This window comes from Micromonospora vulcania, from assembly GCF_042658605.1.
In the GTDB taxonomy this organism is placed as follows: domain Bacteria; phylum Actinomycetota; class Actinomycetes; order Mycobacteriales; family Micromonosporaceae; genus Micromonospora; species Micromonospora vulcania.
Genome location: NZ_JBHSQS010000004.1, coordinates 21,322 through 41,852 on the forward strand (window position 1 = coordinate 21,322; position 20,531 = coordinate 41,852).

Here is a 20,531-nt window from a genome sequence, read left to right on the forward strand (position 1 = left end):
GTCGCTCGAGGGTATGACAGGACCGTCTGGGGCAGGAGGCCGTGCCCGGGTGCGCCTAGGAAGCGGGGTCGTTCGCCGTAGCTGAATCGCAAGACCGACCCGGCGGGTGGACGCTATGGAGAACTTGCCCGGACAGCGTCAACTGCCCGAAAGGGAATACAACACGTATCGAATATGTGTCCTCCACCAGTACGTACGACACCAGCGCTGCCCCGGTCTCCTTCGGAGGTCGGGGCAGCGCTGTCTGTGCGGATCTTGACGCGTTACTGCGCCGCGCCCACGCCCCGAAGGAACGTGTCGACCACCAGGTCGGCGGCCTGTGGGGCGTCCAGGTCGGGAAAGCGGTGGGCGATGCCGTCCACCAGTTGGTCGAGGACTGCCCGCGCCCAGGCCAGCGGGACATCGGCGCGCAGATATCCCTCGTCGCGTGCACGCTGCACGAAGGTGTCGAGTCGTCGGCTCTGCTCCGCGCGCCGGCTGTCGGCGGTGGGGTCGTCCCGCATCATTCGACGGGTGTCGACCGGCCAGGCCCGAGTGACCGGAATGATCCCTTCGGCGTAGCGGTGCAGGGCGATCGCCACCGGTGCCTCGGTGAGCCGCGCCTCGTCGAGGACCCGTTCGGCGGAGTCGAGTTTCGCCTGGAACACGGCGCTGAGCAGGGCCTCGCGGGTGGCGAAGCGGCGGTGCACGGTGGTCCGGTCCACGCCTGCCGCGCTGGCGATCGCTGACAGCGAGGTGCTCGGGTCCTCGGCCAGCAGCCGGGCCCCGGTGCGCAGTACCGCAGCGAGGTTACGTGCCGCGTCAGCTCTCATGGGACCCCATCGTACCAGTGGTGGCACTTAGGCTGTGACTCTCGTCGCTGGCGTTGTGACCCACTTTTGTAGTGCTACGCTTGCGTAGCAGTTACTGGCCAATCTTCCACATTTGTGGGAGTGGGCGCCTGCCGGACTGGAAGTCTGGAGACGCTCCGTTACGAGACATGGGGGATATGTCATGGCACGCACGTGGTTGATCACTGGTGGTTCCCAGGGCCTCGGGAAGGAACTGACGCTGGCGGCACTGGCGGCGGGCGATCAGGTGGCGGTGACCTCGCGCCGACCGGACGCCCTCGCCGACCTGGCCGACGTGCACTCTGAGCGGCTGCAGACCCTGGCGCTGGACGTCACGTCGCCAGCATCGGCCCGAGAGGCGGTCGAGGCGGTGGTCGCCCGCTTCGGCTCCATCGACGTGGTGGTCAACAACGCCGGCTACGCCACCAGCAACTCGCTGGAAGACTTCCCGGAGGACGAACTCCGGGCGCAGATCGAGACGAACCTGTTCGGGGTGATCAACGTGACGAGGGCCGCGCTGCCCGTCCTGCGTCGGCAGCGCTCGGGGCACTTCGTGCAGATCTCGTCCATCGGCGGTCGTGTCGGGGGTACGCCCGGACTTGGCGCCTACCAGACCGCGAAGTTCGGCGTCGAAGGCTTCTCCGTGGTCCTGGCGAACGAGGTGGCCCCGCTGGGGATCAAGGTGACCATTGTGGAGCCCGGTGGCATCCGCACCGGCTGGGCCGCCGGCGCCGCGACCGCGTCCGGCGAGTTCGGTGCCGACTACCAGCAGACCGTCGGAGAGTGGTTGGACCGGTTCGCCGCGTACAGCGGCAACGAGCCCGGCGACCCGGCTCGCATGGCGAAGGCGATCGTCGACGTCGTCGACGCGCAGGAACCGCCGCTGCGGCTGCTGCTCGGCAGTGACGCCCTGGAGATCGCCGTGAAATCCGAGGAAGGGCGGCTCGAAGAGGCCAGGAAGTGGGCCGAGGTCAGCCGGTCCACCGACCACCCGACCGGGTCCTGACCGTCGGTCGCTGCCCCTGCCCGGCCCTTTCTTCTTGGCTAGTGTGCACCGATGACGAGGGGACAGCGGACGTACCGCAACGTGGACGGTGAACGGGTCGAGGGCACGTGGCGGCCCGTCTTCACCCGCAGTATGGACACGTACCTCCTCACCGACCTGAAGGTCTATGCGGACGGTGCCATCGACTGCGGTGGTGGCGAGCTCACCGACCTGGACGGACTCCGCGAGAAGCTGAGTTGCGGTTGCCTGGCGACGAATCTGCCTGAGGGGGCTCGGGCGGGGGCGCACCACCTCGCGAGCTGGCGCTTCGCGGAGCCGCAGACGTGGGTCGACGCGGAGATGCTGATGGGTGAGGCCGCCGACGAGATCGACCGGCTCAATGGCCGGCCGGACTCCGTCGGACGATGCCTGCAGGCGGTCGACGACTACCTCGCGGACAGGTCGGAAGCGAACCGGCTCCTGATTCGCGAGCGTTACCTCGCCATCCCACAGCACCTCCGCGTCTACGCCCTCGGCGACATGGATCGCAAGGACTTCCCGCTGCGGGCCTTGATCAGCGACATCGGCGCTCCGCTGCACGGCGACCCGGATGGCCGGATCGTCAAGGCCGAGACGCACGCGGCAGCGATCGAATACTTCCGGGAGCGCGACGTGGACATCGCGCGGTGGGAAGCTCAGGTGCCGGCTGACGGGCCGGAAGGCTCGCTGGCCGCTCCGGTGACCATTCCGTACGCGGTCTATCCCCGAGGGTGGCCGGAGGAGCGTGGGATCGAGGTCCTGCAGAACAACTATCCGGCCCCCATCAAGGTCCGTGGGCGGAGCTATCCGACCGTTACACACGCGTACTGGGCACTGTCGACCGGTGACCCGACCTGGCAGGAGCGGATCGTCGCAGCCGAGCGTGCCTATGACGCCATGAAGCTCGCCGAGGACGCTCCGCGGCACGAGGGGTGGCCGGCCGCCCGGCTCGCGGTCATGGCGGAGCTGCTCAGAGCCAAGTACACCCAGAACGGGTTCGCGGGTGACAAGCTGAAAGCCACCGGTGACGCCCGGCTCGTCTACGCCTCGGCCGACTCGGCCTACTGGGCGGCTGCGGGTCGAGGGCGCGGGACGAACTGGGTCGGGCGACTGCTCGAGGTCGTACGGTCCGAGCTCGCCGCCGCAGAACTGGGCCTCGCCGCAGGTCAGGGCTGAGCGAAGCTCGGGGCGCGGCGGCACTCCACGGGGTGCGATCATGAGGGCATGACGACGGCCGAGGCGTACGTCGAGTTCGCCACCCGTGAGGCGTACGGCGTCTCACCCGCGTACGAGCGGCTGTCGCAGGCCGTCGCCGTCGACGAGGAACTGCTCGCCCTGCTCGACACGCTCCCGCCGGCCAAGCGGCAGCCGAACCTGCTGTTCGGCGTGGTCCGGTGGCTCGGTGGCCCGGTCGACGACCCGCGCGCGTTCCACGACTACGCGCTGGCGCACTGGCCCGCCGTCCAGGCGCAGATCCGCCGCCGGGCCACCCAGACGAACGAGGCCGGCCGCTGTGCGGTCCTGCTGCCGGTGCTGGCCGCGCTGCCGCAGCCGCTCGCCCTGCTGGAGGTGGGCGCGTCGGCCGGGCTCTGCCTCTATCCCGACCGGTACGCCTACCGCTACGGAGATCAGCGCGTCGGCTCGGGGGAGCCGCTGATCGAGTGCGCAGCCAGCGGGTTGGTGCCACCTGCGCGCGTACCTCAGGTGGTGTGGCGGGCTGGCCTGGACCTCAACCCGCTCGACGTGACCAACCCCGACGACGTGTCCTGGCTGGACGCGCTGATCTGGCCGGAGCACGAGCACCGGCGGGCCCGGCTGCGGGCGGCGGCCTCGATCGCCGCGGCCGACCCGCCCCTGCTGGTCCGGGGCGACCTGGTGGACGACCTTCCGGCGCTGGCCGCGCGGGCGCCGGCCGACGCGACGCTGGTGGTGTTCCACACCTCCGTGCTCTACCAGGTGCCCGCGCCGCGCCGGGACGCGTTCGTCCGGCTGGTCGGCGGGCTGCCCGGGCACTGGATCGCGAACGAGGCCCCGGACGTGCTCCGACACGACGCGCTGCCCGACCCGCCGGGCGGGGCGCTGCACAACGTGCTGGCGCTGGACGGCAAACCGCTGGCCTGGACCCGGGGCCACGGCCAGGCGATGACCTGGTTCGCCTGAAACCAAGCCCGCCAGCCAGCGACCGAATCAGCGGGCCGGCTCAACCGGCTGGCTGCGGCGTCCGGGCGTGCAGGGCTCGGCTGAACCAGTCCAGTGCCGGCGTCACCCCGCCGCCGGTCGACCAGCCGTTGAGCACCGAGAGCAGGTCGAGATAACGGTCCCGGCGCGGGTCGTTCGCCACGGTGAGCCGATCCAGCAGCCGTCGGCGCAGGGCGGCGTCGTCGGGCAGGCCGCTGAGCTGGGCGTACCGGCTGGTGACGGCAGCGACCACCGGGTCCGCCTCGGGAGCGGACGGATCGAGACCGGCGGCCAGGGCAGGGGCCACCTCGTCCCGGACGACCGCGACGGCGTCCGGGCGGGGTAGCCCCGGGACGTCGTGGTCGGCGGCGTGCTGCTGCGCCAACCGTCGCATGCTGGCCCGGAAGCCGGGGTCCCGGCACAGCTCGGCCAGCTCCAGCCACGCCTCGACCTGCTCGGCGGTGGGCTCGTCGGGCAGCTCGGGTGTCATCGAGACGACGATCCCCGGGTACGTCGGCTGGTCGCGTAGGCCGGCGAAGACGGTGTCCAGGAAGTCGCCGACCAGGTGCTCCCGTTGCTCCGCGCTGAGCTGGGCCAGCCGGTGCAGGTCGTCCACCTCCGCCGCGCCCGATCGACGCCGCGCCGCCACGCTGAGCACCGCCCGCCGCAGCCGCAGCACCCGGATCTGCACCGCCAGCGCCTCGGCATGCGTGGCGGCCACCTCCGCCAACGGCACCTCGTGCTCCACCACCCGCCGGATGGTGGCCAGGTCGACGCCCAGCTCGCGCAGCGTCCGGACGAGTTCCAGGCGGGTGACCGCTTCGGCGTCGTAGCGGCGGTAGCCGGCCGGGCTGCGGTCGGTGGGCGGTGCGATGCCGCGGTCGGAGTAGAACCGGATCGCCTTGACGGTCAGCCCGGTCCGCCGGGCCAGCTCGCCGATCGTGTAGCGCGTGTCGCCGTCCATGCCCCCACCCTGGTGTCTCCCCCTGCCGGAGACTCAAGCGGCCGTTACGCGATGGTCAGCCGAGGAACGCCGCGAGCGTCGTGCGGAACGCCTCGGCGTCGTCGAGCCATGGGTAGTGCCCCGCGCCCGGCTGAACGACCAACTGGCTGCCGGGCACCAGTCCGCCGAGCTGGGCCACCAGGCCGGGCGGCGCACCGAGGTCGAGCTCGCCGGCGAGCAGGAGCACCGGCCCGGAGTGTTCCGCGAGCGCGGTGCGGGCGGCCGGCGGATCGAACGCGCCATCGGCGCCGAAGATCTGCGCCGCCTCCTGGTTACGCTGGCCGGTCTCGGCGGCCTGGTGCGCCCGAGCCGCCGCGTCCCACCGGCCGTAGAAGAACGGCGCGATATCCCGCCAGGTGTCCGCCGTGGACCGACCCGCCACCAGGGAGTCGAGCGCCGCGGCCGCCGCGGGGAACCACGGCTCACCGGCCCGGACCCGGGTGACCTCCTGGCGCAGCGTTGCGGTCGCGGCCAGCCCGACCGCCCGGGTGCTCGGCGTGACCAGCGCGAGCCGGCCCACCCGCTCGGGGTGCCGGGTCGCGTACTGCAGTGCCACGTTCGCGCCGGCGGAGTGCCCGAGCAGGTCCAGCCGGTCCAGCTCCAGGTGCTCGCGAAGTGCCTCCACGTCGGAGACCAGCCGATCGCAGCGGTACGACGAGGTGTCCGTCGGCATGCCCGACCGGCCGGTGCCCCGCTGGTCGGGGATGACCAGCGTCCGGTGCGCGCCCAGACCGCCAAGATCGCCGAGGTACGCCGAGTCGCGCATCGGGCCGCCGGGCAGGCAGACCAGCGGGGTGCCGCCGCCGAGCGCCCGGTAGGCGAGCGTGGTCCCGTCGGGTGCCGCGAAGGTGCTGAGCATCGGTCAGCGGGCCCGCTCGTGGTGCAGCAGGACGACACCGTTGCCGAACGTCCGGCTCTCGACCAGCCGCAGGCCGGTCGGGGCGTCGGCCTCGGGGAAGAGCCGGCGGCCACGGCCGACCAGCACCGGATGAACGTAGATGCGGTACTCGTCGATCAGGTCGTGCCGGGCGAAGGTGGCGGCCAGGTCGGCTCCGCCGAGCGCCAGGTCGCCGCCGGGCTCGGCGGTGAGCTTGCGGACCTGTTCGACGTCGACCTCGCGGACGATGGTGGCGTTCCAGTCGGCGTGGTCGAGCGTGCGGGAGTAGACGATCTTCGGCATGTCCCGCCAGATGCCGGCGTACTCGCGCATCGGTGCGCTGGCGGTCGGGTCCTGATCGGCGGTCGGCCAGAAATCGGCCATCAACTGGTAGCTGACCCGCCCGTTGAGGAAACCACCCATCGCGCCGATCACCTCGTTGAAGTGCTCGTGCAGCTCGACGTCGACCTGGTGCCAGCCGATGTCTCCGCCCGGGCCTTCGAAGAACCCGTCCAGCGACAGGCTCATGTGCACAACGATCTTCCGCATGGCGTCCCTCCGTGCTCATCGACGTGGTCGACCCCGAGCATCGTCGGACCCTACGACGAAACCGACGGGATGTCCCGCATTCGGCGCAGCGGGGAGCAGACCACGAACAGGCACGCGGCCCAGGTGCCCAGCACACAGACCCAGAGCGCGTCGCGTAGTCCGAGCGCGGTGCCCAGCGTCCCGCCGGCCAGCGCGCCGAGCGGGATCACGCCGAAACAGATCCAGAGGAACGCCGCGTTGACCCGGCCGAGGATCGGCGCCGGGGTGATCCGCTGCCGGTACGACATCGCCCCGACGTTGAACAGCACCGCGTTGGCCGAGAACGCGGCCAGTCCGAGCCCGTAGAGCAGCAGCCCCCACCCGGGCCGGGCCAGCGGCAGGAGCAGGTAGAACGGACCGGGCACGGTCATCGCCACCCAGATCACCCGAGCGGAGCCGAGCCAGGCCGACAGCCGCGCGGCAAGCACCCCCACCACCAGGCCACCGACGGCGCTGACCGAGAAGACGAGCCCCACCTGCACCGGGGTGGCGTGCAGTTCGCGGACCAGGAAGGTCACCTCGATCGAGCCGGACGCCATGACGAAGAAGTTCGACCAGGTGGTGCACGCCAGGATGCTGACCAGGATCGGTTGCCGCCGGATGAAGCCCAGACCGTCGGTCAGCTCCACCCGCAGCGATACGCGGGGGGCCCGCTCGCGGTGCGCCGGCGCCTCCCGGATCAGGATCAGCGTCAGCGCGCTGACCAGGAAGGCGAAGCCGTTCGTCAGGAACGTCCGGGCCGCCCCGACCAGACCGATCAACGCGCCGCTGACCGTCGGGCCGACAAGTTCGGCGGCGTCCTGGCTGATGGTGAGCTTGGCGTTGCCGTCGACCAGCAGGTCCCCCGGCACCAGCCGGGGCAGCAGGCTCTTGTACGCCACGGTGAACAGCACGGTGAGCACCCCACCGACGCCGACCACCGCGTACAGGAAGGGGAGGGTGAGCGTGCCGACCAGGGCGGCCACCGGCAGCGACAGCATGAGCGCGGCCCGACCCAGGTCGCAGGCGATCATCAACCGCCGCTGGTCGACCCGGTCGGCTACGACGCCCGCCGGCAGTGAGATGAGCAGGTACGGCAGCCAGGCCAGCACGGTCAGCAGGGAGATCTCGAAGACGGTGGCGTGCAGCGTGTCGGCGGCGAGCAGCGGCACCGCGACGTTGGCGATCCGGGTGCCCAGCTCGCTGACGGTCTGACCGCCCCAGAGCAGGAGGAAGGTCCTGCTGCGCCAGAGCGACGGGCCGTGCCCCGCCGCGAGTGTCGGGGCCTGGGTCACCTGCTGGGTCACGGTCGCTGCCCGTCTCTGCGGTCGCGCCGCCGGCCGGCGGCCCGAGGACTCTACCGAGGACGCGACCCCCCGGGACATCGCATTTCGCCGCGCCGACCGGGTCGTTCACCTGGTCGGCAGGACGGGTACCGTCCCAGGGCCCCCGGCAACCGGGTGGCGGAACGGAGGCCGGACCGGTGTCCATCGCCCTGATCACCCTCGGTGGCACGATCGCGATGGGCGGCCTCGACGCCGGCCGACCGGGCGTGGTCACCCGACTCACCGGCGCGGACCTCACCGCCGCCGTACCCGGTCTCGCCGAGCTGGGCGTACCCGTGGACGTGCGGGACGCCCGCGCGGTGCCCAGCGCGAACCTCACCGGTCGGCACCTGCTCGACGTGGTCGCGCAGGCGTCCCAGGCGGTGACCGGTGGCGCGACCGGCGTGGTGGTCACCCAGGGCACCGACACGCTGGAGGAGACGGCGTTCCTGGCCGACCTGGTCTGGCCGCACGCCGCCCCGCTGGTGTTCACCGGAGCGATGCGCAATCCGACCCTGGCCGGTGCCGACGGGCCGGCGAACCTGCTCGCGGCGCTGCGGGTCGCGGCCTCGCCGGCGGCCCGCGACCTGGGCGTGCTGGTCGCCGTGAACGACGAGGTGTACGCCGCCCGCTGGCTGCGTAAGACGCACAGCACCAGCACCGCCACCTTCGCCGCCCCCAACGCCGGCCCCCTCGGGCAGGTGATCGAGGGAGAGGTACGGGTGCTCACCCGGCCGCAGCGGCACGAGCCGCTGCCGCCGGTCGAACCGGACCGGCTCGACGCCACCCGGGTGGCCCTGTACGTGGTGACGATGGACGACGACGGGCTGCCGCTGCACGGCCTGGCCGACACCCACCAGGGCCTGGTGGTCGCCGGCTTCGGGGTGGGGCACGTGCCCGCCGCCCTGGCCCCGGTACTCGAGGACCTCGCCGGCCGGATGCCGGTCGTGCTCACCTCCCGGTCCGGGGCCGGTTCGGTGCTGCGGCACACGTACGGGGCGGTCGGCTCGGAGGCCGACCTGCAACGGCGGGGTCTGCTCAACGGCGGGCTGCTCGACCCGTACAAGGCGCGGGTGCTGCTGCGGCTGCTGCTGGCCGTCGGCGCCGGGCGGGACGAGGTGGCCGCCGCGCTGGCCCGGCACGGCTGAGCGCCGCTCCCACGCGGGTCGGCCGGAGGACGTCCCTAGACTGCTGCGGGTGACCGGAGAGCGACGACCGTTGGCGGACCGGCCGCTCACCGAGCCGCACCCGTCCCGGCTGCCGCCCGAGCATCCCGACCGGGCCCGGATCCTCGCCGTGCACGCCGCCGCGCTGGCCGCCGGGGAGGCCGGCTACCTGGACCCGGCGACCGGGCTGTTCGTGCTCAGCGCCGCATTCCTGGCCCGCCGCGGCACCTGCTGTGGACGCGGGTGCCGGCACTGCCCGTACGTCGACGACGCGCCGTTCGGATGAGCGCGGGCCGGCTCGGGGCGGACCCACCGAACGTGGGCTTCCGCCCGGACCGGACACCCCGTACGGTGTCCGACGGACATCCGGCGGGCGCCTTGGACCGTCGGTCGGCGGGAGGATGGAACGTGCGCGCGCGGATCGTGGTCGCCGGGCTGGCGGGGCTGCTGGTGAGCGGCTGTGCCGCCGAGGCCGAGCCGGTGGCGGTGCCGCCCCCGGCACCGATCGCGGTGGACGTGGCGGCGGCCTCCTCGGGTGGCGCCTGCCGGCTGTTGGATTTCACGCTGATCGAAGAGCAGCTCAAGGTGCGCTTCGACGTGGCGGCGGCCAGCGAACGGGACGACACGCACACCTGTGTCGTACGGGCCGAGCACGCGACGCTGCCGGAGCTGGCGTTGACGGTGACCGAGACCACGATCGACAAGGCCACCTTCGCCTCCGATGTGACGCCGGACAAGGCGGCGAAGGTCACCGGGCTGGGCCAGCAGGCATACCGGCGGACCATCGCCGCGGCGGGCGGGCACGGGCCGGTGGCCGAGGTGGGCTGGCTGGCGACCGACGGGCGGTTGGCCTCGTTGAGCTGGACCAGCGCCCGCGGCACCGAACGGTCGGCCGTCGACAAGCTGGCCGGCGATCTGGCCGCACTGGCCAAGAAGGTGGACACCCGGGCGCTGTGACGCCCGGGGCCCGTGGTGGTCAGTTGGCGGCGACGAAGACCCGGGAGGCGACCTCGCGGGGCAGTCGGACCCGGTCGCCGGAGCGGTCGATCGACACGCCGTCGCGCTCCTGGGCCACGGTCACCGTGGCACCCGGGTCGACACCGGCGGCGTGCAGTTGGCGCAGCACGTCGGCGTCCTTCTGCACGCTCTCGCAGATCCGGCGCACCACGACCGGCCCGGAGAGGCCGGGGAACGCCAGATTGCGCTCGCCCTCGCCCGCCTCGGTGGCCTCGGCCGCCGGTGAGCCCAGCTCCTGCAGACCCGGGATCGGGTTGCCGTACGGGGACCGGGTCGGCCGGTTCAACAGGTCGTACACCCGCTTCTCCACCGCGTCGCTCATCACGTGCTCCCAGCGGCAGGCCTCCTCGTGGGCCTCCTCGTAGGGCATCCCGATGACGTTGACCAGCAGCAGTTCGGCGAGGCGGTGCTTGCGCATCACGGACACGGCGCTGCCGCGGCCCTGCTCGGTGAGTGTCAGGTGCCGGTCGCCCTCGACGGTGAGCAGCCCGTCGCGCTCCATCCGGGCGACGGTCTGGCTCACCGTGGGGCCGCTCTGGTGCAGCCGTTCGGCGATCCGCGCGCGTAGCGGCGGCACACCCTCCTCTTCCAGTTCGAGGATGGTGCGTAGGTACATTTCGGTCGTGTCGACCAGGTCGTGAGACTTCATGACGTCAGCGGCCCTCCGGTGCACGATGCTACCCCGGCAACCGACAAGCGACCGCCGCCGAACCGCGGGGTGACGACCCGGATGGTGTTGGATGGTCGCCATGTCCGGTACCCAGGAGCTGTTGATCGAGGTCGACCGGCTCACCGCCGAGCTCGACAGCGCCGATCCGCCCACCCTGCTCGACGTCCGCTGGCGGCTCACCGGCCCGCCCGGGCACTCCGACTACCTGGCCGGCCACCTCCCGGGGGCCGTCTTCGTGGATCTGGACACCGCGCTCTGTGGGCCGCCCGGTGTCGGTGGCCGGCACCCGCTGCCCGACCCCGGCGCGTTGCAGGCCGTGCTGCGGGCCGCCGGCGTCCGGGCCGGTCACCCCGTGGTGGTGTACGACGGCGGCGACGGGCTGGCCGCCTCGCGGGCCTGGTGGACGCTGCGCTGGGCCGGGCACCACCCGGTTCGCCTGCTGCACGGGGGCTACCCGGCCTGGGCCGCCGCCGGTCTAGCCGTCTCCACCACTGCGCCCGCCCCGGCCCTCGGCGATGTCGAGGTACGCCCGGGTGACCTCCCGGTGCTCGACGCCGGGCAGGCCGCGGCCCTGGCCGCGGCCGACGACGCCGTACTGCTCGACGTGCGGGCCGCGCCCCGCTACCGGGGCGAGGTCGAGCCGATCGACCCGATCGCCGGGCACGTGCCGGGCGCGGCGAACCTGCCCGCCCCCGAGTACGTCGGCCCGGACGGCCGTTTCCTCGCCGCCGAGGTGCTGCGGGAGCGGTTCGCCGCGGTCGGGGTGACCGGGGCGCGCGCCGTCGGGGCGTACTGCGGCTCTGGCGTGACCGCCGCGCAGGCGGTGCTCGCGCTGCACCTCGCCGGCCGGCCGGACGCGGCGCTCTACGTCGGATCGTGGAGCAACTGGGTGGCCGATCCGGCCCGACCGGTGGCCTCCGGGCCGACACCCGGCAGCTGACCAGCGCGTGCGGTGGGCCGGTGACGGTCCTCGTGCGACGATGGGCAGATGTCCGACGACACGGTGGTGGTGTGGGACGAGTCGTTGCTCGCCTACGACATGGGCGACCATCCGCTCGACCCGGTCCGGGTGGAGCTGACCGTCGCGCTCGCCCGCGAACTGGGCATCCTGGACCGTCCGGGCGTCCGCCTGGTCAAGCCGGAGCCGGCCGACGACGCGCTGCTCACCCGGGTGCACGACCCGGCCTACCTGGCCGCGGTGCGCGCCGCGCCGCGTGACCCGCTGTTCGCCGGGTACGGGCTGGGCACGTCGGACAACCCGATCTTCGACGGGATGCACGAGTCCAGCGCCCTGATCGTGGGTGCCACCGTGGCCGCCGCCGAGGCGGTCTGGCGCGGTGACGCCCGGCGGGCGGTGAACGTGGCCGGTGGCCTGCATCACGCCATGCCCGCGCGGGCCTCCGGCTTCTGCGTCTACAACGACCCGGCGGTGGCCATCGCCCGCCTGCTCGACCTGGGCGCCGAGCGGATCGCGTACGTGGATGTCGACGTGCACCACGGCGACGGCGTCCAGCAGGTCTTCTGGGACGACCCACGGGTGCTCACGGTCAGCCTGCACGAGACCCCGCTCGCGCTCTTCCCGGGCACCGGTTTCCCGGACGAGACCGGTGGGCCGGGCGCGCAGGGCAGCGCGGTGAACATGCCGCTGCCGCCGGGCGTCGACGACACCGGTTGGCAGCGGGCGTTCCACGCGATCGTGCCGTCGGTGCTGCGCGCGTTCCGGCCCCAGGTGCTGGTGAGCCAGTGCGGTGCCGACGGGCACCGACTGGACCCGCTGGCCGACCTGAACCTGACGGTGGACGGGCAGCGGGCCACCTACCTGGCGCTGCGGGCGCTCGCCGACGAGCTGTGCGACGGCCGTTGGGTGGCCACCGGCGGCGGCGGGTACGCGCTGGTCGAGGTGGTGCCCCGGGCCTGGAGCCACCTGCTGGCCGTGGCCACCGGCGACCCGATCGACCCGGCCACGCTCACCCCGTCGGCGTGGCGGGAACTGGCCGCCGCCCGTCGTCCGGGTCGGGAGGTCCCGCTGCGGATGACCGACGACGCGGACCCGTCGTACACGCCGTGGCAGCCGACCGGCGAGCCCAACGCGGTGGACCGGGCGATCGCGGCCACCCGCAAGACCGTCTTCCCGCTGCTCGGGCTCGACCCACACGACCCGCGCGACTGAGCCGGGCCGGAGACCGCGCCGGTGACGACCACGGACCAGCCGGTGGATGTGCTGCTCAGCGACGGCAGCACCGTCCAGTTGCGACCGATCAGTCCGGACGACGCGCCGGACATCGTGGCCATGCACGGCCGGTTCTCCGAGCGCACCCGCTACCTGCGCTACTTCTCGCCGTACCCGCGCATTCCCGAGCGTGACCTGATCCGGTTCGTCACCGTCGACCACCACGACCGGGAGGCGTACGTGGTGCTGGCCGCCGACCGGATCGTCGCGGTCGGCCGCTACGAGCGACTTGGCCCACAGGCGCCGGAGGCGGAGGTGGCCTTCGTCGTGGAGGACGCCCACCAGGGCCGGGGCATCGGCTCGGTGTTGATGGAGCACCTGGCCGACGCGGCCCGACGCAACGGCATCATGAGCTTCGTCGCCGAGGTCCTGCCGGCCAACGGGACGATGCTGCGGGTCTTCGCCGACTTCGGCTACCAGGTCCAGCGCGAGTACGCCGACGGCGTGGTGCACCTGAGCTTCCCGATCGCCCCCACCGAGGCCACCCTGGAGGTCCAGCGCGGCCGGGAGCACCGTACCGAGGCCCGCTCGATCGCCCGCCTGCTCGCTCCCCGGGGCATCGCCGTCTACGGTGCCAGCGCGTCCGGCCAGGGCATCGGCGCGGCGGTGCTGGGGCACCTGCGCGACGGCGGCTTCACCGGCGCGGTGGTGCCGGTGCATCCGAATGCGTCGACGGTGGCCGGGCTGCCCGCGTACACCTCGGGGGTTGACGCCGGGGTTCCGCTGGACCTGGCGGTGGTGGCGGTGCCGCCGGAGGCGGCGACCGCGGTGGTCGCCGACGCGGCCGCCGCCGGGGCGCACGGCCTGGTGGTGATCTCGGCGGGCTTCGCCGAGGCCGGCGCCGAGGGCGCGGCGACGCAGCGGGCCCTGGTCCGCGCGGCGCACGCCGCGGGCATGCGGGTCGTCGGCCCGAACTGTCTCGGCGTGGCCAACACCGATCCGGCGGTACGCCTCAACGCCACCCTCGCCCCGGCACTACCACCGGCCGGTCGGGTCGGCATCTTCAGCCAGTCCGGCGCGTTCGGGGTGGCGCTGCTCGCCGAGGCCGACCGGCGCGGCCTCGGGCTGTCCAGCTTCGTCTCGGCCGGCAACCGGGCCGACGTCTCCGGCAACGATCTGCTTCAGTACTGGCAGGACGACCCCGGCACCGACGTGATCATGTTGTACCTGGAGACCTTCGGCAACCCGCGCAAGTTCGCCCGGCTGGCCCGGCGGATCGGCCGGTCCAAACCGGTCGTCGCGCTCGCCTCACCGGCCCGCCCGGTCGGGTTGGGCGACAGCACCGGGCCGGACACGGTGGCGGTTGCCGCGCTCTTCGCCCAGTCCGGCGTGATCCGGGTGGACACCGTGCCGGAGCTGCTCGACGTGGGGGTGCTGCTGGCCAACCAGCCGCTGCCGGCCGGCGGCCGGGTCGGCGTGGTCGGCAACTCCTCGGCCCTCACCGGCCTGGCCGCGACCGCCTGCGCCGGGCAGGGCCTCACCGTCGTCGACGGATATCCCCGGGACGTCGGGCCGAGCGCCGGTGCCGCCGAGTTCGCCGCCGCGCTGGCCGAGACCGCCGCCGACGACCGGGTGGACGCGCTGGTGGTGGTCTTCGCCCCACCGCTGCCCGGTCAACGCACCGAGGTGGACGCCGACGTCACCGCCGCGCTGCCGGCCGCGCTCGCGCTGGGCAAGCCGACCGTGGCCACGTTCCTGGTCGGTCGGCTGCCGGCCGGGGTGCCGGCGTACGGCGGCGTGGAGGAGGCGGTCCGGGCGCTCGCCCGGGTGCACCGGTACGCCGAGTGGCTGCGCCGCCCGCCCGGCGTGGCATCCGAGCTGCCCCGGATCGACCGGATCGCCGGGCAGGCCGCGCTGCGCGCCGACACCGCCGACCCGGTTCCGCTGCTGGCCGCGTACGGCATCGACGTGGTGGCGTCGACGTCGGTCGACTCGGTCGACGCGGCGGCGGACGCGGCGGTACGGCTGGGCTTCCCGGTGGCGTTGAAGGCCGCCGCCCCGGGGCTGCGCCACCGCCTGGACCTCGGAGCGGTCCGGCTCGACCTGCCCGACGAGTCGACCGTCCGCCGGGCGTACGCCGAACTGGCGGCGGTCTTCGGCGCGGACGTGCTGGTCCAGCCGATGGTCCCGCCGGGAGTGGCCTGCGTGGTGGAGCTGATGGAGGATCCGGCGTTCGGGCCGGTGGTGGGGTTCGGTCTCGGCGGGGTCGCCACCGAGCTGCTCGGTGACCGGGCCTGGCGGGCGGTGCCGTTGACCGACCGGGACGCCGCCGAGTTGGTCGACGAGCCGCGGGCCGCCCCGCTGCTGCGCGGGCACCGGGGCGCGGCCCCGGTCGACCGGGCGGCCCTGGCCGACCTGCTGCTGCGGATCGGCCGGCTCGCCGACGAGCAGCCCCGGGTGCGCTCGCTGACCCTCAATCCGGTGCTCGCCCGCCCGGACGGCATCTCGGTCCTGCACGCCGCGGTACGGGTGGGTGGCGCGGCGGCCCGCCCGGACACCGGCCCCCGCCGCCTCTGACCTACCGAGCGCGAACGCACGAGAGGCCCCGGCGAACCGCCAGGGCCTCTCGTGGGAATCAGTGCGTCAACAGGCGTAAGCCTCCAGCCGCTGGGCCCGCTCCGGCGCGCGCAGCTTCAGCAGCGTGACCTTCTCGATCTGCCGGATCCGCTCCCGGGACAGGCCGAACTCCCGGCCCACCTCGTCCAGGGTGCGCTGCCGACCGTCGTCCAGACCGAAGCGGAGCCGGATGACCGCCTGCTCCCGCTGGGACAGGGTGGACAGCACGATGTGCACCTCGTTGCGCAGCTCGCCGTGTGCGGCCACGTCACCCGGCTCGGCGCGCGGGTCCACCGCGGCCACGAAGTCGCCGAGGGCGCTCTCACCGTCGTCGCCGACGGCCTGGTCCAGGCTGACCGGCTCCCGGTCGTACGAGATCAGCTCGATGACCTGGAACTCGGGGATGTTCAGCGCGCCGGCGACCTCGGCGACGGTGGGTTCACGGCCCAGCGTGACCGCCAGCTCGCGGCGGGCCCGGACCATCCGGTTGACCTGCTCGACCATGTGTACGGGGATGCGGATGGTGCGGGCCTGGTCGGCCATCGCGCGGGTGATCGCCTGCCGGATCCACCAGGTGGCGTACGTGGAGAACTTGTAGCCCTTGGCGTAGTCGAACTTCTCCACCGCGCGGATCAGTCCGAGGTTGCCCTCCTGGATCAGGTCGAGGAAGGCCATCCCACGTCCGGTGTAGCGCTTGGCGATGCTGACCACCAGCCGCAGGTTCGCCTCGAGCAGGTGGTCCTTGGCCGCCCGACCCTCCGCGATGATCAGCTCCAGATCGGCCCGCAGCTCCGGCGAGACCGGGGTGCAGGTCGCCAGCTTCTCGTCGGCGAACAGGCCGGCCTCGATCCGGCGGGCCAGGTCGACCTCTTGCGCCGCGGTCAGCAGCTTGGTCCGGCCGATCCCGTTGAGGTACGCCCGGACCAGGTCGGTGGAGATGCCGCGCTCGTCGGTGGCGTCCAGGTCGGCGAGGGCTTCGACGGCCCCGTCGGTGTCGGTGCTGGTGGCCGGGCGCATCCGGTGTTCCGTCATCTGCAGGACCATCTCTGTCTCCCCGTTTCCACGTCTGTGCCGTGTCTCCGGCCCAGTGGTGCCGGTGTGAGACACAGCTTGGCGGGCGGGGCGTGAAACGGGAGTGAGGCGATCGGGCACCCGACAGCAATCGGGTCGGAAAGCGGGTGCGGAGTGTCGCCCCGGTGTGTCCTTGCCCGCCACGGTTACCGTGCCGACGGTCGGCAAGTGCGGGCCGACGAGGTCAGGAGATGGAGGACGGCGTGGTCTTCAAACGGCTCATGCAGGCGATGGGGGTCGGCGGCCCGTCGGTGGAGACGGTGCTGGCGAACCCGAACTGCCGCCCCGGCGGCCAGTTGGAAGGCCGCATCCAGGTGGTCGGCGGTGACCACCAGGTCGACGTCGACCACGTGGCGCTCGGGCTGGTCACCCGGGTCGAGGTGGAGAGCGGGGACAGCGAGTACGACAGCAACCAGGAGTTCCACCGCCAGCAGATCACCGGCGCGTTCCGGCTGGAGCCGGGGCAGCGCTACGACATCCCGTTCCGGTTCGACGTGCCGTGGGAGACGCCGGTCACCGAGCTGTACGGGCAGCACCTGCACGGCATGACGATGGGGCTGCGGACCGAGTTGGAGATCGCCCGCGCGGTCGACAAGGGCGATCTGGACGCGGTGTCGGTGCACCCGCTGCCGGCACAGGAGCGGCTGCTGGACGGCCTGCTGCGGCTGGGTTTCCGGTTCGCCCGCGCCGATGTGGAGCGTGGTCACATCTATGGCGTACGACAGACTCTGCCGTTCTACCAGGAGATCGAGTTCAGCCCGGCGCCGCAGTACGCCCGCTCGGTCAACCAGTTGGAGGTCACCTTCATCGCCGACCCGCAGCAGATGCAGGTCGTATTGGAGGTCGACAAGCGCGGCGGCGTCTTCACCGAGGGCCGGGACGCCTTCGGCCGGTTCACGGTCGACCACGCCACGGCCGACCGCACCGACTGGACCGCCGAACTGGACAACTGGCTACGCCAGTCCCTAACCCGCCGCGGCCTCTTCTCCTAACCCCCAACCCCTTCCCCTCCCCCCTCTTGATCAACAGGCTGAGAGAGGGGTGGGGTGGGGGTTAGAGGTCTAGGAGGAGGGTTCGGGGGCCGATGTTGATGCTCTCGACCAGCATGTGGGTGCGGAAGCGGCCGGTCTCCACGTGGGCGCCGCGGTCGCGTAGGGCGGCCACCACCGCGTCGACCAGGGGTTCGGCGACCTCGGCGGGTGCCGCCGCTGTCCAGGTCGGGCGGCGGCCCTTGCGGGCGTCGCCGTAGAGGGTGAACTGGCTGACCACCAGGATCGGCGCTCCGGCGTCCGCGGCGGACCGCTCGTCGTCCAGGATGCGCAGCTCGTGCACCTTGCGGGCCATCGTCCGGGCGGTCTCGGCGGTGTCGGTGTGGGTCACCCCGAGCAGCACCAGCAGGCCGCTCTCGATGGCGCCGACCACCTCGTCGTCCACCGTCACGCTGGCCCGTCCGACGGTCTGCACCACCGCCCGCATCAGCGCAGCACCCGCGTGCCGGTCTTTCGAGCCACCCGCATCAGGTGGTCACCGGCTCGATGATGCCCCGCTCCACCAGGTGCGCGACGATGGGCCCGGCCGCCTCGGCCAGCTCGGCGGGCTCGACGTCGTGCGCCGCCGCCAGCAGGGCGAGCTGGTCGCGTAGCGGCAGCCGGCCGTCGGCGCCGCCGACCAGCGCCAGTACCAGTGGGTCGATCTCCTCGGTCCAGCGCAGACCGTGCGGCATCGCGAGGACCTGCCGGTCCACCGCCCAGCCCTCGTCGCCCATGGTGGCCTCCTGCCGCAGCTGGAGACCCTCGGCGGCCCGGTAGCGCTCGGCGAGCAGCGCCTCGGTGTCGCGTACCCGGAGAAAGTCCTGGCGGTCGAACCAGGCGGCGACCTGGTCGCCCAGCGGCGGCTGCACCCGCTGGCGCAGGTCCTCCACGCGGACCACCGGATCGGCGTGCCCGCCCCGACGCAGCGACACGATGCCGAAGCCGATCGCCTCGACCTTGTGCGCGTCGAACCAGTCCAGCCAGGCGGCCATCCGCTGCGGGTCGGCGCTCTCGCCGACGTCGGTGAGCCACAGGTCGACGTACGCCATCGGGTCGGCCACCTCGCGCTGGATCACCCAGGCGTCCAGGCCGGTGCCGGCGAACCAGCCGGCCACCCGCTCGTCCCACTCCTCGCCGGCGATGTGCACCCAGTTCGCCAGGTACTGCATCGTGCCGCCCTCGGTGAGCAGGCCGGGTGCGGCGGCGGCCAGCTCGGCGCCGATCGCGTCACCCACCCGCCCGGAGTCGCGGTAGACGTGCGTGGTGGTGCCCGGGCCGACCACGAACGGCGGATTGCTCACCACCAGATCGAAGCGCCGGCCGGCCACCGGCGCGACCATGTCGCCGCGCAGCAGCTCCCAGTCCTGGCCGTTGAGGGCGGCGGTGGTCGCCGCGAAGCGCAGCGCCCGCTCCGACAGGTCGGTGGCGGTCACCGACCTGGCATGGGTGGCCAGGTGCAGGGCCTGGACGCCGGAACCGGTGCCCAGGTCCAGTGCGGTGTCGACCGGACGGCGGACGGTCGCGCCGATCAGGGTCTGGGTGGCGCCGCCGATGCCGAGCACGTGCTCGGCGTGCAGTGGCCGGCCCGGTCGGGCGCTGGCCGGTACGTCGGCGAGCACCCACCAGTCGTCGCCGTACGGTTCGAGGTCGACGCCGGCGCGGAGCCCGTCGCCGTGTCGCTCGACGAGCCCGCCGGCCACCGCCTCGTCGACGGTCAACGGTGCCAGCGCGGCAGCCACCGCCGCCTCCGACTCGGTCTGGTCGCAGATGAACACCCGGATCATGATGCCGAGCGGGTCGCGGTCCTCGGTGGCCCGTAGCGCGGCCCGGTAGTCGTTGCGTGCGACCGCGCTGGTGGTCTGCGCGCCGAGCCGATCCGCGATGCCGTTGCTGGTGAACCCGGCCCGGGTCAGCGCGGTGCGCAGTGCGTCGACGCCGGCGGGGGAGAGCAGCATGTCGTGTTCGTCCACGTCGCCATCCTGCCCCTCGCGATGTCCCGGGTACGCGCCACCCGCCGGATCGACCCGGAGCGTCGGTGTTCGTCCTGCTCGGCGGCCGAGGCAGGATGGTGGCCATGACGCTCGTGCTTCCCATCGACCCGGAGGCCAACCGGCTGCTGGAGCGCAGCCCGCTGGCCCTGCTCCTCGGCATGGTCCTCGACCAGCAGGTGCCGATGGAGAAGGCGTTCTCCTCGCCGTACGTGCTGGTGCAGCGGCTCGGCCACGACCTGGACGCGGCGGAGCTGGCCGGGTACGACCCGGAGGCCCTGCTCGCGCTCTTCGCCACCCCGCCGGCGCTGCACCGGTTCCCGAAGGCGATGGCGGCCCGGGTGCAGGAGGTCTGCCAGGTGCTGGTGGACCGCTACGACGGTGACGCCGCCCGGCTCTGGAACGACGCCACCGACGGGCCGGAGCTGCTGCGTCGGGTAGCCGAGCTGCCCGGTTTCGGCAAGCAGAAGGCGCAGATCTTCGTCGCCCTGCTCGGCAAGCGGTTCGGGGTGACCCCGCAGGACTGGCGGCAGGCCGCCGGCGGGTACGGCGACCCCGGCGCGTACCGGTCGGTGGCGGACGTCACCGACGTCGACTCGCTGCGCCAGGTGCGGGAGTACAAGCAGCAGATGAAGGCCGCAGCCAAGGCGAAGGCGGCCGGCGCCTGACCGGCCGACCGTCTCAGGCGGCGGTCGGGTGGGCCAGCGAGGCCAGTGCGCGCCGGACGTCGGCGAGTGAGACGGTCGCGGAGTCGTCCAGGTCGGCCAGGCCCGCCTCGATCCACTGACGCATCAGTGTGGTGACCCCGATGCCCCGGGCGTCGGCGGCGGCCCGCACCCGGTCGTAGGTCTCCAGCGGCAGCCGGACCGACCGGCTCACCATCGGCACGTCGGTGTCGGGGGTGGGCAGCTCCACCGGCGGGCTCTCGTCGATCAGCTCGGCGAGCCGGTCGTCACCGCTGTGGAACTGCTTGGTCGCGTCGTTACGGTGCATCGTCA

General features: G+C 73.0%; 21 protein-coding genes. 11 read left to right on the forward strand and 10 right to left on the reverse strand.

Annotated features, from left to right (window positions below; all coding sequences use genetic code 11):
* Window positions 1–263 precede the first annotated feature (263 nt).
* Window positions 264–812: a TetR/AcrR family transcriptional regulator gene (locus tag ACFQGL_RS07055; RefSeq protein WP_377507252.1), complete on the reverse strand. Its 549-nt coding sequence runs from the start codon at window positions 810–812 to the stop codon at window positions 264–266.
* 181 nt (window positions 813–993) lie between these two features.
* On the opposite strand from ACFQGL_RS07055, the gene ACFQGL_RS07060 reads away from it, so the two are divergent.
* From ACFQGL_RS07060 to ACFQGL_RS07070, 3 genes are read left to right on the forward strand one after another with little or no spacing between them, the layout of a single operon-like run.
* Window positions 994–1,836 (forward strand): oxidoreductase, encoded by an 843-nt coding sequence (locus ACFQGL_RS07060; protein WP_377507255.1) that lies wholly within the window; start codon window positions 994–996, stop codon window positions 1,834–1,836.
* A gap of 51 nt (window positions 1,837–1,887) precedes the next feature.
* Window positions 1,888–3,030: an NADAR family protein gene (locus ACFQGL_RS07065; RefSeq protein ID WP_377507258.1), complete on the forward strand. Its 1,143-nt coding sequence runs from the start codon at window positions 1,888–1,890 to the stop codon at window positions 3,028–3,030.
* A gap of 48 nt (window positions 3,031–3,078) precedes the next feature.
* A complete protein-coding gene (locus ACFQGL_RS07070; protein WP_377507261.1) occupies window positions 3,079–4,014 on the forward strand; it encodes a DUF2332 domain-containing protein in 936 nt (311 codons plus the stop codon).
* A gap of 40 nt (window positions 4,015–4,054) precedes the next feature.
* Here ACFQGL_RS07070 and ACFQGL_RS07075 read toward each other — a convergent pair whose 3' ends face one another.
* The 4 genes from ACFQGL_RS07075 to ACFQGL_RS07090 are packed head-to-tail and all read right to left on the reverse strand — an operon-like array spanning window position 4,055 to window position 7,786.
* Window positions 4,055–4,996 (reverse strand): MerR family transcriptional regulator, encoded by a 942-nt coding sequence (locus ACFQGL_RS07075; protein ID WP_377507264.1) that lies wholly within the window; start codon window positions 4,994–4,996, stop codon window positions 4,055–4,057.
* Window positions 4,997–5,051: 55 nt separating this feature from the next.
* Entirely contained in the window at window positions 5,052–5,894 is an 843-nt protein-coding gene (locus tag ACFQGL_RS07080; RefSeq protein ID WP_377507267.1) for an alpha/beta fold hydrolase, read from the reverse strand.
* Window positions 5,895–5,897: 3 nt separating this feature from the next.
* Window positions 5,898–6,461 (reverse strand): dihydrofolate reductase family protein, encoded by a 564-nt coding sequence (locus ACFQGL_RS07085; RefSeq protein ID WP_377507270.1) that lies wholly within the window; start codon window positions 6,459–6,461, stop codon window positions 5,898–5,900.
* A gap of 50 nt (window positions 6,462–6,511) precedes the next feature.
* On the reverse strand, window positions 6,512–7,786 hold the full coding sequence (locus ACFQGL_RS07090) for an MFS transporter (RefSeq protein ID WP_377507273.1): 1,275 nt from the start codon (window positions 7,784–7,786) through the stop codon (window positions 6,512–6,514).
* Window positions 7,787–7,962: 176 nt separating this feature from the next.
* On the opposite strand from ACFQGL_RS07090, the gene ACFQGL_RS07095 reads away from it, so the two are divergent.
* The 3 genes from ACFQGL_RS07095 to ACFQGL_RS07105 all read left to right on the forward strand — a co-directional run bounded on the left by ACFQGL_RS07095 (window position 7,963) and on the right by ACFQGL_RS07105 (window position 9,927).
* Window positions 7,963–8,952 carry an asparaginase gene (locus tag ACFQGL_RS07095; RefSeq protein ID WP_377507276.1) on the forward strand — a complete coding sequence of 330 codons (990 nt, stop codon included), beginning with the start codon at window positions 7,963–7,965 and terminating at the stop codon, window positions 8,950–8,952.
* A gap of 49 nt (window positions 8,953–9,001) precedes the next feature.
* The gene (locus ACFQGL_RS07100) at window positions 9,002–9,256 is read left to right on the forward strand and encodes a DUF5522 domain-containing protein (protein WP_377507279.1); all 255 of its coding nucleotides are present in this window, start codon (window positions 9,002–9,004) and stop codon (window positions 9,254–9,256) included.
* 122 nt (window positions 9,257–9,378) lie between these two features.
* On the forward strand, window positions 9,379–9,927 hold the full coding sequence (locus tag ACFQGL_RS07105) for a hypothetical protein (RefSeq protein ID WP_377507282.1): 549 nt from the start codon (window positions 9,379–9,381) through the stop codon (window positions 9,925–9,927).
* A gap of 19 nt (window positions 9,928–9,946) precedes the next feature.
* Here ACFQGL_RS07105 and ACFQGL_RS07110 read toward each other — a convergent pair whose 3' ends face one another.
* On the reverse strand, window positions 9,947–10,636 hold the full coding sequence (locus ACFQGL_RS07110; RefSeq protein WP_377507285.1) for a metal-dependent transcriptional regulator: 690 nt from the start codon (window positions 10,634–10,636) through the stop codon (window positions 9,947–9,949).
* Between the two features lie 100 nt (window positions 10,637–10,736).
* Here ACFQGL_RS07110 and ACFQGL_RS07115 point away from each other — a divergent pair, with 100 nt between their 5' ends.
* The 3 genes from ACFQGL_RS07115 to ACFQGL_RS07125 are packed head-to-tail and all read left to right on the forward strand — an operon-like array spanning window position 10,737 to window position 15,404.
* Window positions 10,737–11,597 carry a sulfurtransferase gene (locus ACFQGL_RS07115; RefSeq protein WP_377507288.1) on the forward strand — a complete coding sequence of 287 codons (861 nt, stop codon included), beginning with the start codon at window positions 10,737–10,739 and terminating at the stop codon, window positions 11,595–11,597.
* Between the two features lie 48 nt (window positions 11,598–11,645).
* The gene (locus ACFQGL_RS07120) at window positions 11,646–12,827 is read left to right on the forward strand and encodes an acetoin utilization protein AcuC (RefSeq protein WP_377507291.1); all 1,182 of its coding nucleotides are present in this window, start codon (window positions 11,646–11,648) and stop codon (window positions 12,825–12,827) included.
* Between the two features lie 21 nt (window positions 12,828–12,848).
* Window positions 12,849–15,404 (forward strand): bifunctional acetate--CoA ligase family protein/GNAT family N-acetyltransferase, encoded by a 2,556-nt coding sequence (locus ACFQGL_RS07125; protein ID WP_377507294.1) that lies wholly within the window; start codon window positions 12,849–12,851, stop codon window positions 15,402–15,404.
* Between the two features lie 66 nt (window positions 15,405–15,470).
* On the opposite strand, the gene sigB is transcribed toward ACFQGL_RS07125, so the two are convergent.
* On the reverse strand, window positions 15,471–16,487 hold the full coding sequence (gene sigB, locus ACFQGL_RS07130) for an RNA polymerase sigma factor SigB (protein ID WP_377507297.1): 1,017 nt from the start codon (window positions 16,485–16,487) through the stop codon (window positions 15,471–15,473).
* Window positions 16,488–16,717: 230 nt separating this feature from the next.
* Between sigB and ACFQGL_RS07135 the strand changes: the two genes are divergently transcribed.
* Entirely contained in the window at window positions 16,718–17,506 is a 789-nt protein-coding gene (locus ACFQGL_RS07135) for a sporulation protein (RefSeq protein WP_377508333.1), read from the forward strand.
* Between the two features lie 61 nt (window positions 17,507–17,567).
* Here ACFQGL_RS07135 and dtd read toward each other — a convergent pair whose 3' ends face one another.
* Window positions 17,568–17,990 carry a D-aminoacyl-tRNA deacylase gene (gene dtd / locus ACFQGL_RS07140; protein ID WP_377507300.1) on the reverse strand — a complete coding sequence of 141 codons (423 nt, stop codon included), beginning with the start codon at window positions 17,988–17,990 and terminating at the stop codon, window positions 17,568–17,570.
* Window positions 17,991–18,030: 40 nt separating this feature from the next.
* Entirely contained in the window at window positions 18,031–19,515 is a 1,485-nt protein-coding gene (locus ACFQGL_RS07145; protein ID WP_377507303.1) for a DUF7782 domain-containing protein, read from the reverse strand.
* A 95-nt stretch (window positions 19,516–19,610) separates the two neighbouring features.
* Between ACFQGL_RS07145 and ACFQGL_RS07150 the strand changes: the two genes are divergently transcribed.
* Window positions 19,611–20,201, forward strand: a complete 591-nt coding sequence (locus ACFQGL_RS07150) for an HhH-GPD-type base excision DNA repair protein (RefSeq protein ID WP_377508336.1) — start codon at window positions 19,611–19,613, stop codon at window positions 20,199–20,201.
* Window positions 20,202–20,214: 13 nt separating this feature from the next.
* Here ACFQGL_RS07150 and ACFQGL_RS07155 read toward each other — a convergent pair whose 3' ends face one another.
* Complete coding sequence (locus tag ACFQGL_RS07155) at window positions 20,215–20,526, reverse strand: hypothetical protein (protein WP_377508339.1); 312 nt, start codon at window positions 20,524–20,526, stop codon at window positions 20,215–20,217.
* Between the last annotated feature and the right edge of the window lie 5 nt (window positions 20,527–20,531).

Excerpts from the sequence above, each read along its gene's own strand:
- ACFQGL_RS07055 (WP_377507252.1), bottom strand. The coding sequence starts at position 812 with ATGAGAGCTGACGCGGCACGTAACCTCGCTGCGGTACTGCGCACCGGG.
- ACFQGL_RS07060 (WP_377507255.1), top strand. The coding sequence starts at position 994 with ATGGCACGCACGTGGTTGATCACTGGTGGTTCCCAGGGCCTCGGGAAG.
- ACFQGL_RS07065 (WP_377507258.1), top strand. The coding sequence starts at position 1,888 with ATGACGAGGGGACAGCGGACGTACCGCAACGTGGACGGTGAACGGGTC.
- ACFQGL_RS07070 (WP_377507261.1), top strand. The coding sequence starts at position 3,079 with ATGACGACGGCCGAGGCGTACGTCGAGTTCGCCACCCGTGAGGCGTAC.
- ACFQGL_RS07075 (WP_377507264.1), bottom strand. The coding sequence starts at position 4,996 with ATGGACGGCGACACGCGCTACACGATCGGCGAGCTGGCCCGGCGGACC.
- ACFQGL_RS07080 (WP_377507267.1), bottom strand. The coding sequence starts at position 5,894 with ATGCTCAGCACCTTCGCGGCACCCGACGGGACCACGCTCGCCTACCGG.
- ACFQGL_RS07085 (WP_377507270.1), bottom strand. The coding sequence starts at position 6,461 with ATGCGGAAGATCGTTGTGCACATGAGCCTGTCGCTGGACGGGTTCTTC.
- ACFQGL_RS07110 (WP_377507285.1), bottom strand. The coding sequence starts at position 10,636 with ATGAAGTCTCACGACCTGGTCGACACGACCGAAATGTACCTACGCACC.
- ACFQGL_RS07115 (WP_377507288.1), top strand. The coding sequence starts at position 10,737 with ATGTCCGGTACCCAGGAGCTGTTGATCGAGGTCGACCGGCTCACCGCC.
- ACFQGL_RS07120 (WP_377507291.1), top strand. The coding sequence starts at position 11,646 with ATGTCCGACGACACGGTGGTGGTGTGGGACGAGTCGTTGCTCGCCTAC.
- sigB (WP_377507297.1), bottom strand. The coding sequence starts at position 16,487 with ATGGTCCTGCAGATGACGGAACACCGGATGCGCCCGGCCACCAGCACC.
- dtd (WP_377507300.1), bottom strand. The coding sequence starts at position 17,990 with ATGCGGGCGGTGGTGCAGACCGTCGGACGGGCCAGCGTGACGGTGGAC.
- ACFQGL_RS07150 (WP_377508336.1), top strand. The coding sequence starts at position 19,611 with ATGGTGGCCATGACGCTCGTGCTTCCCATCGACCCGGAGGCCAACCGG.
- ACFQGL_RS07155 (WP_377508339.1), bottom strand. The coding sequence starts at position 20,526 with ATGCACCGTAACGACGCGACCAAGCAGTTCCACAGCGGTGACGACCGG.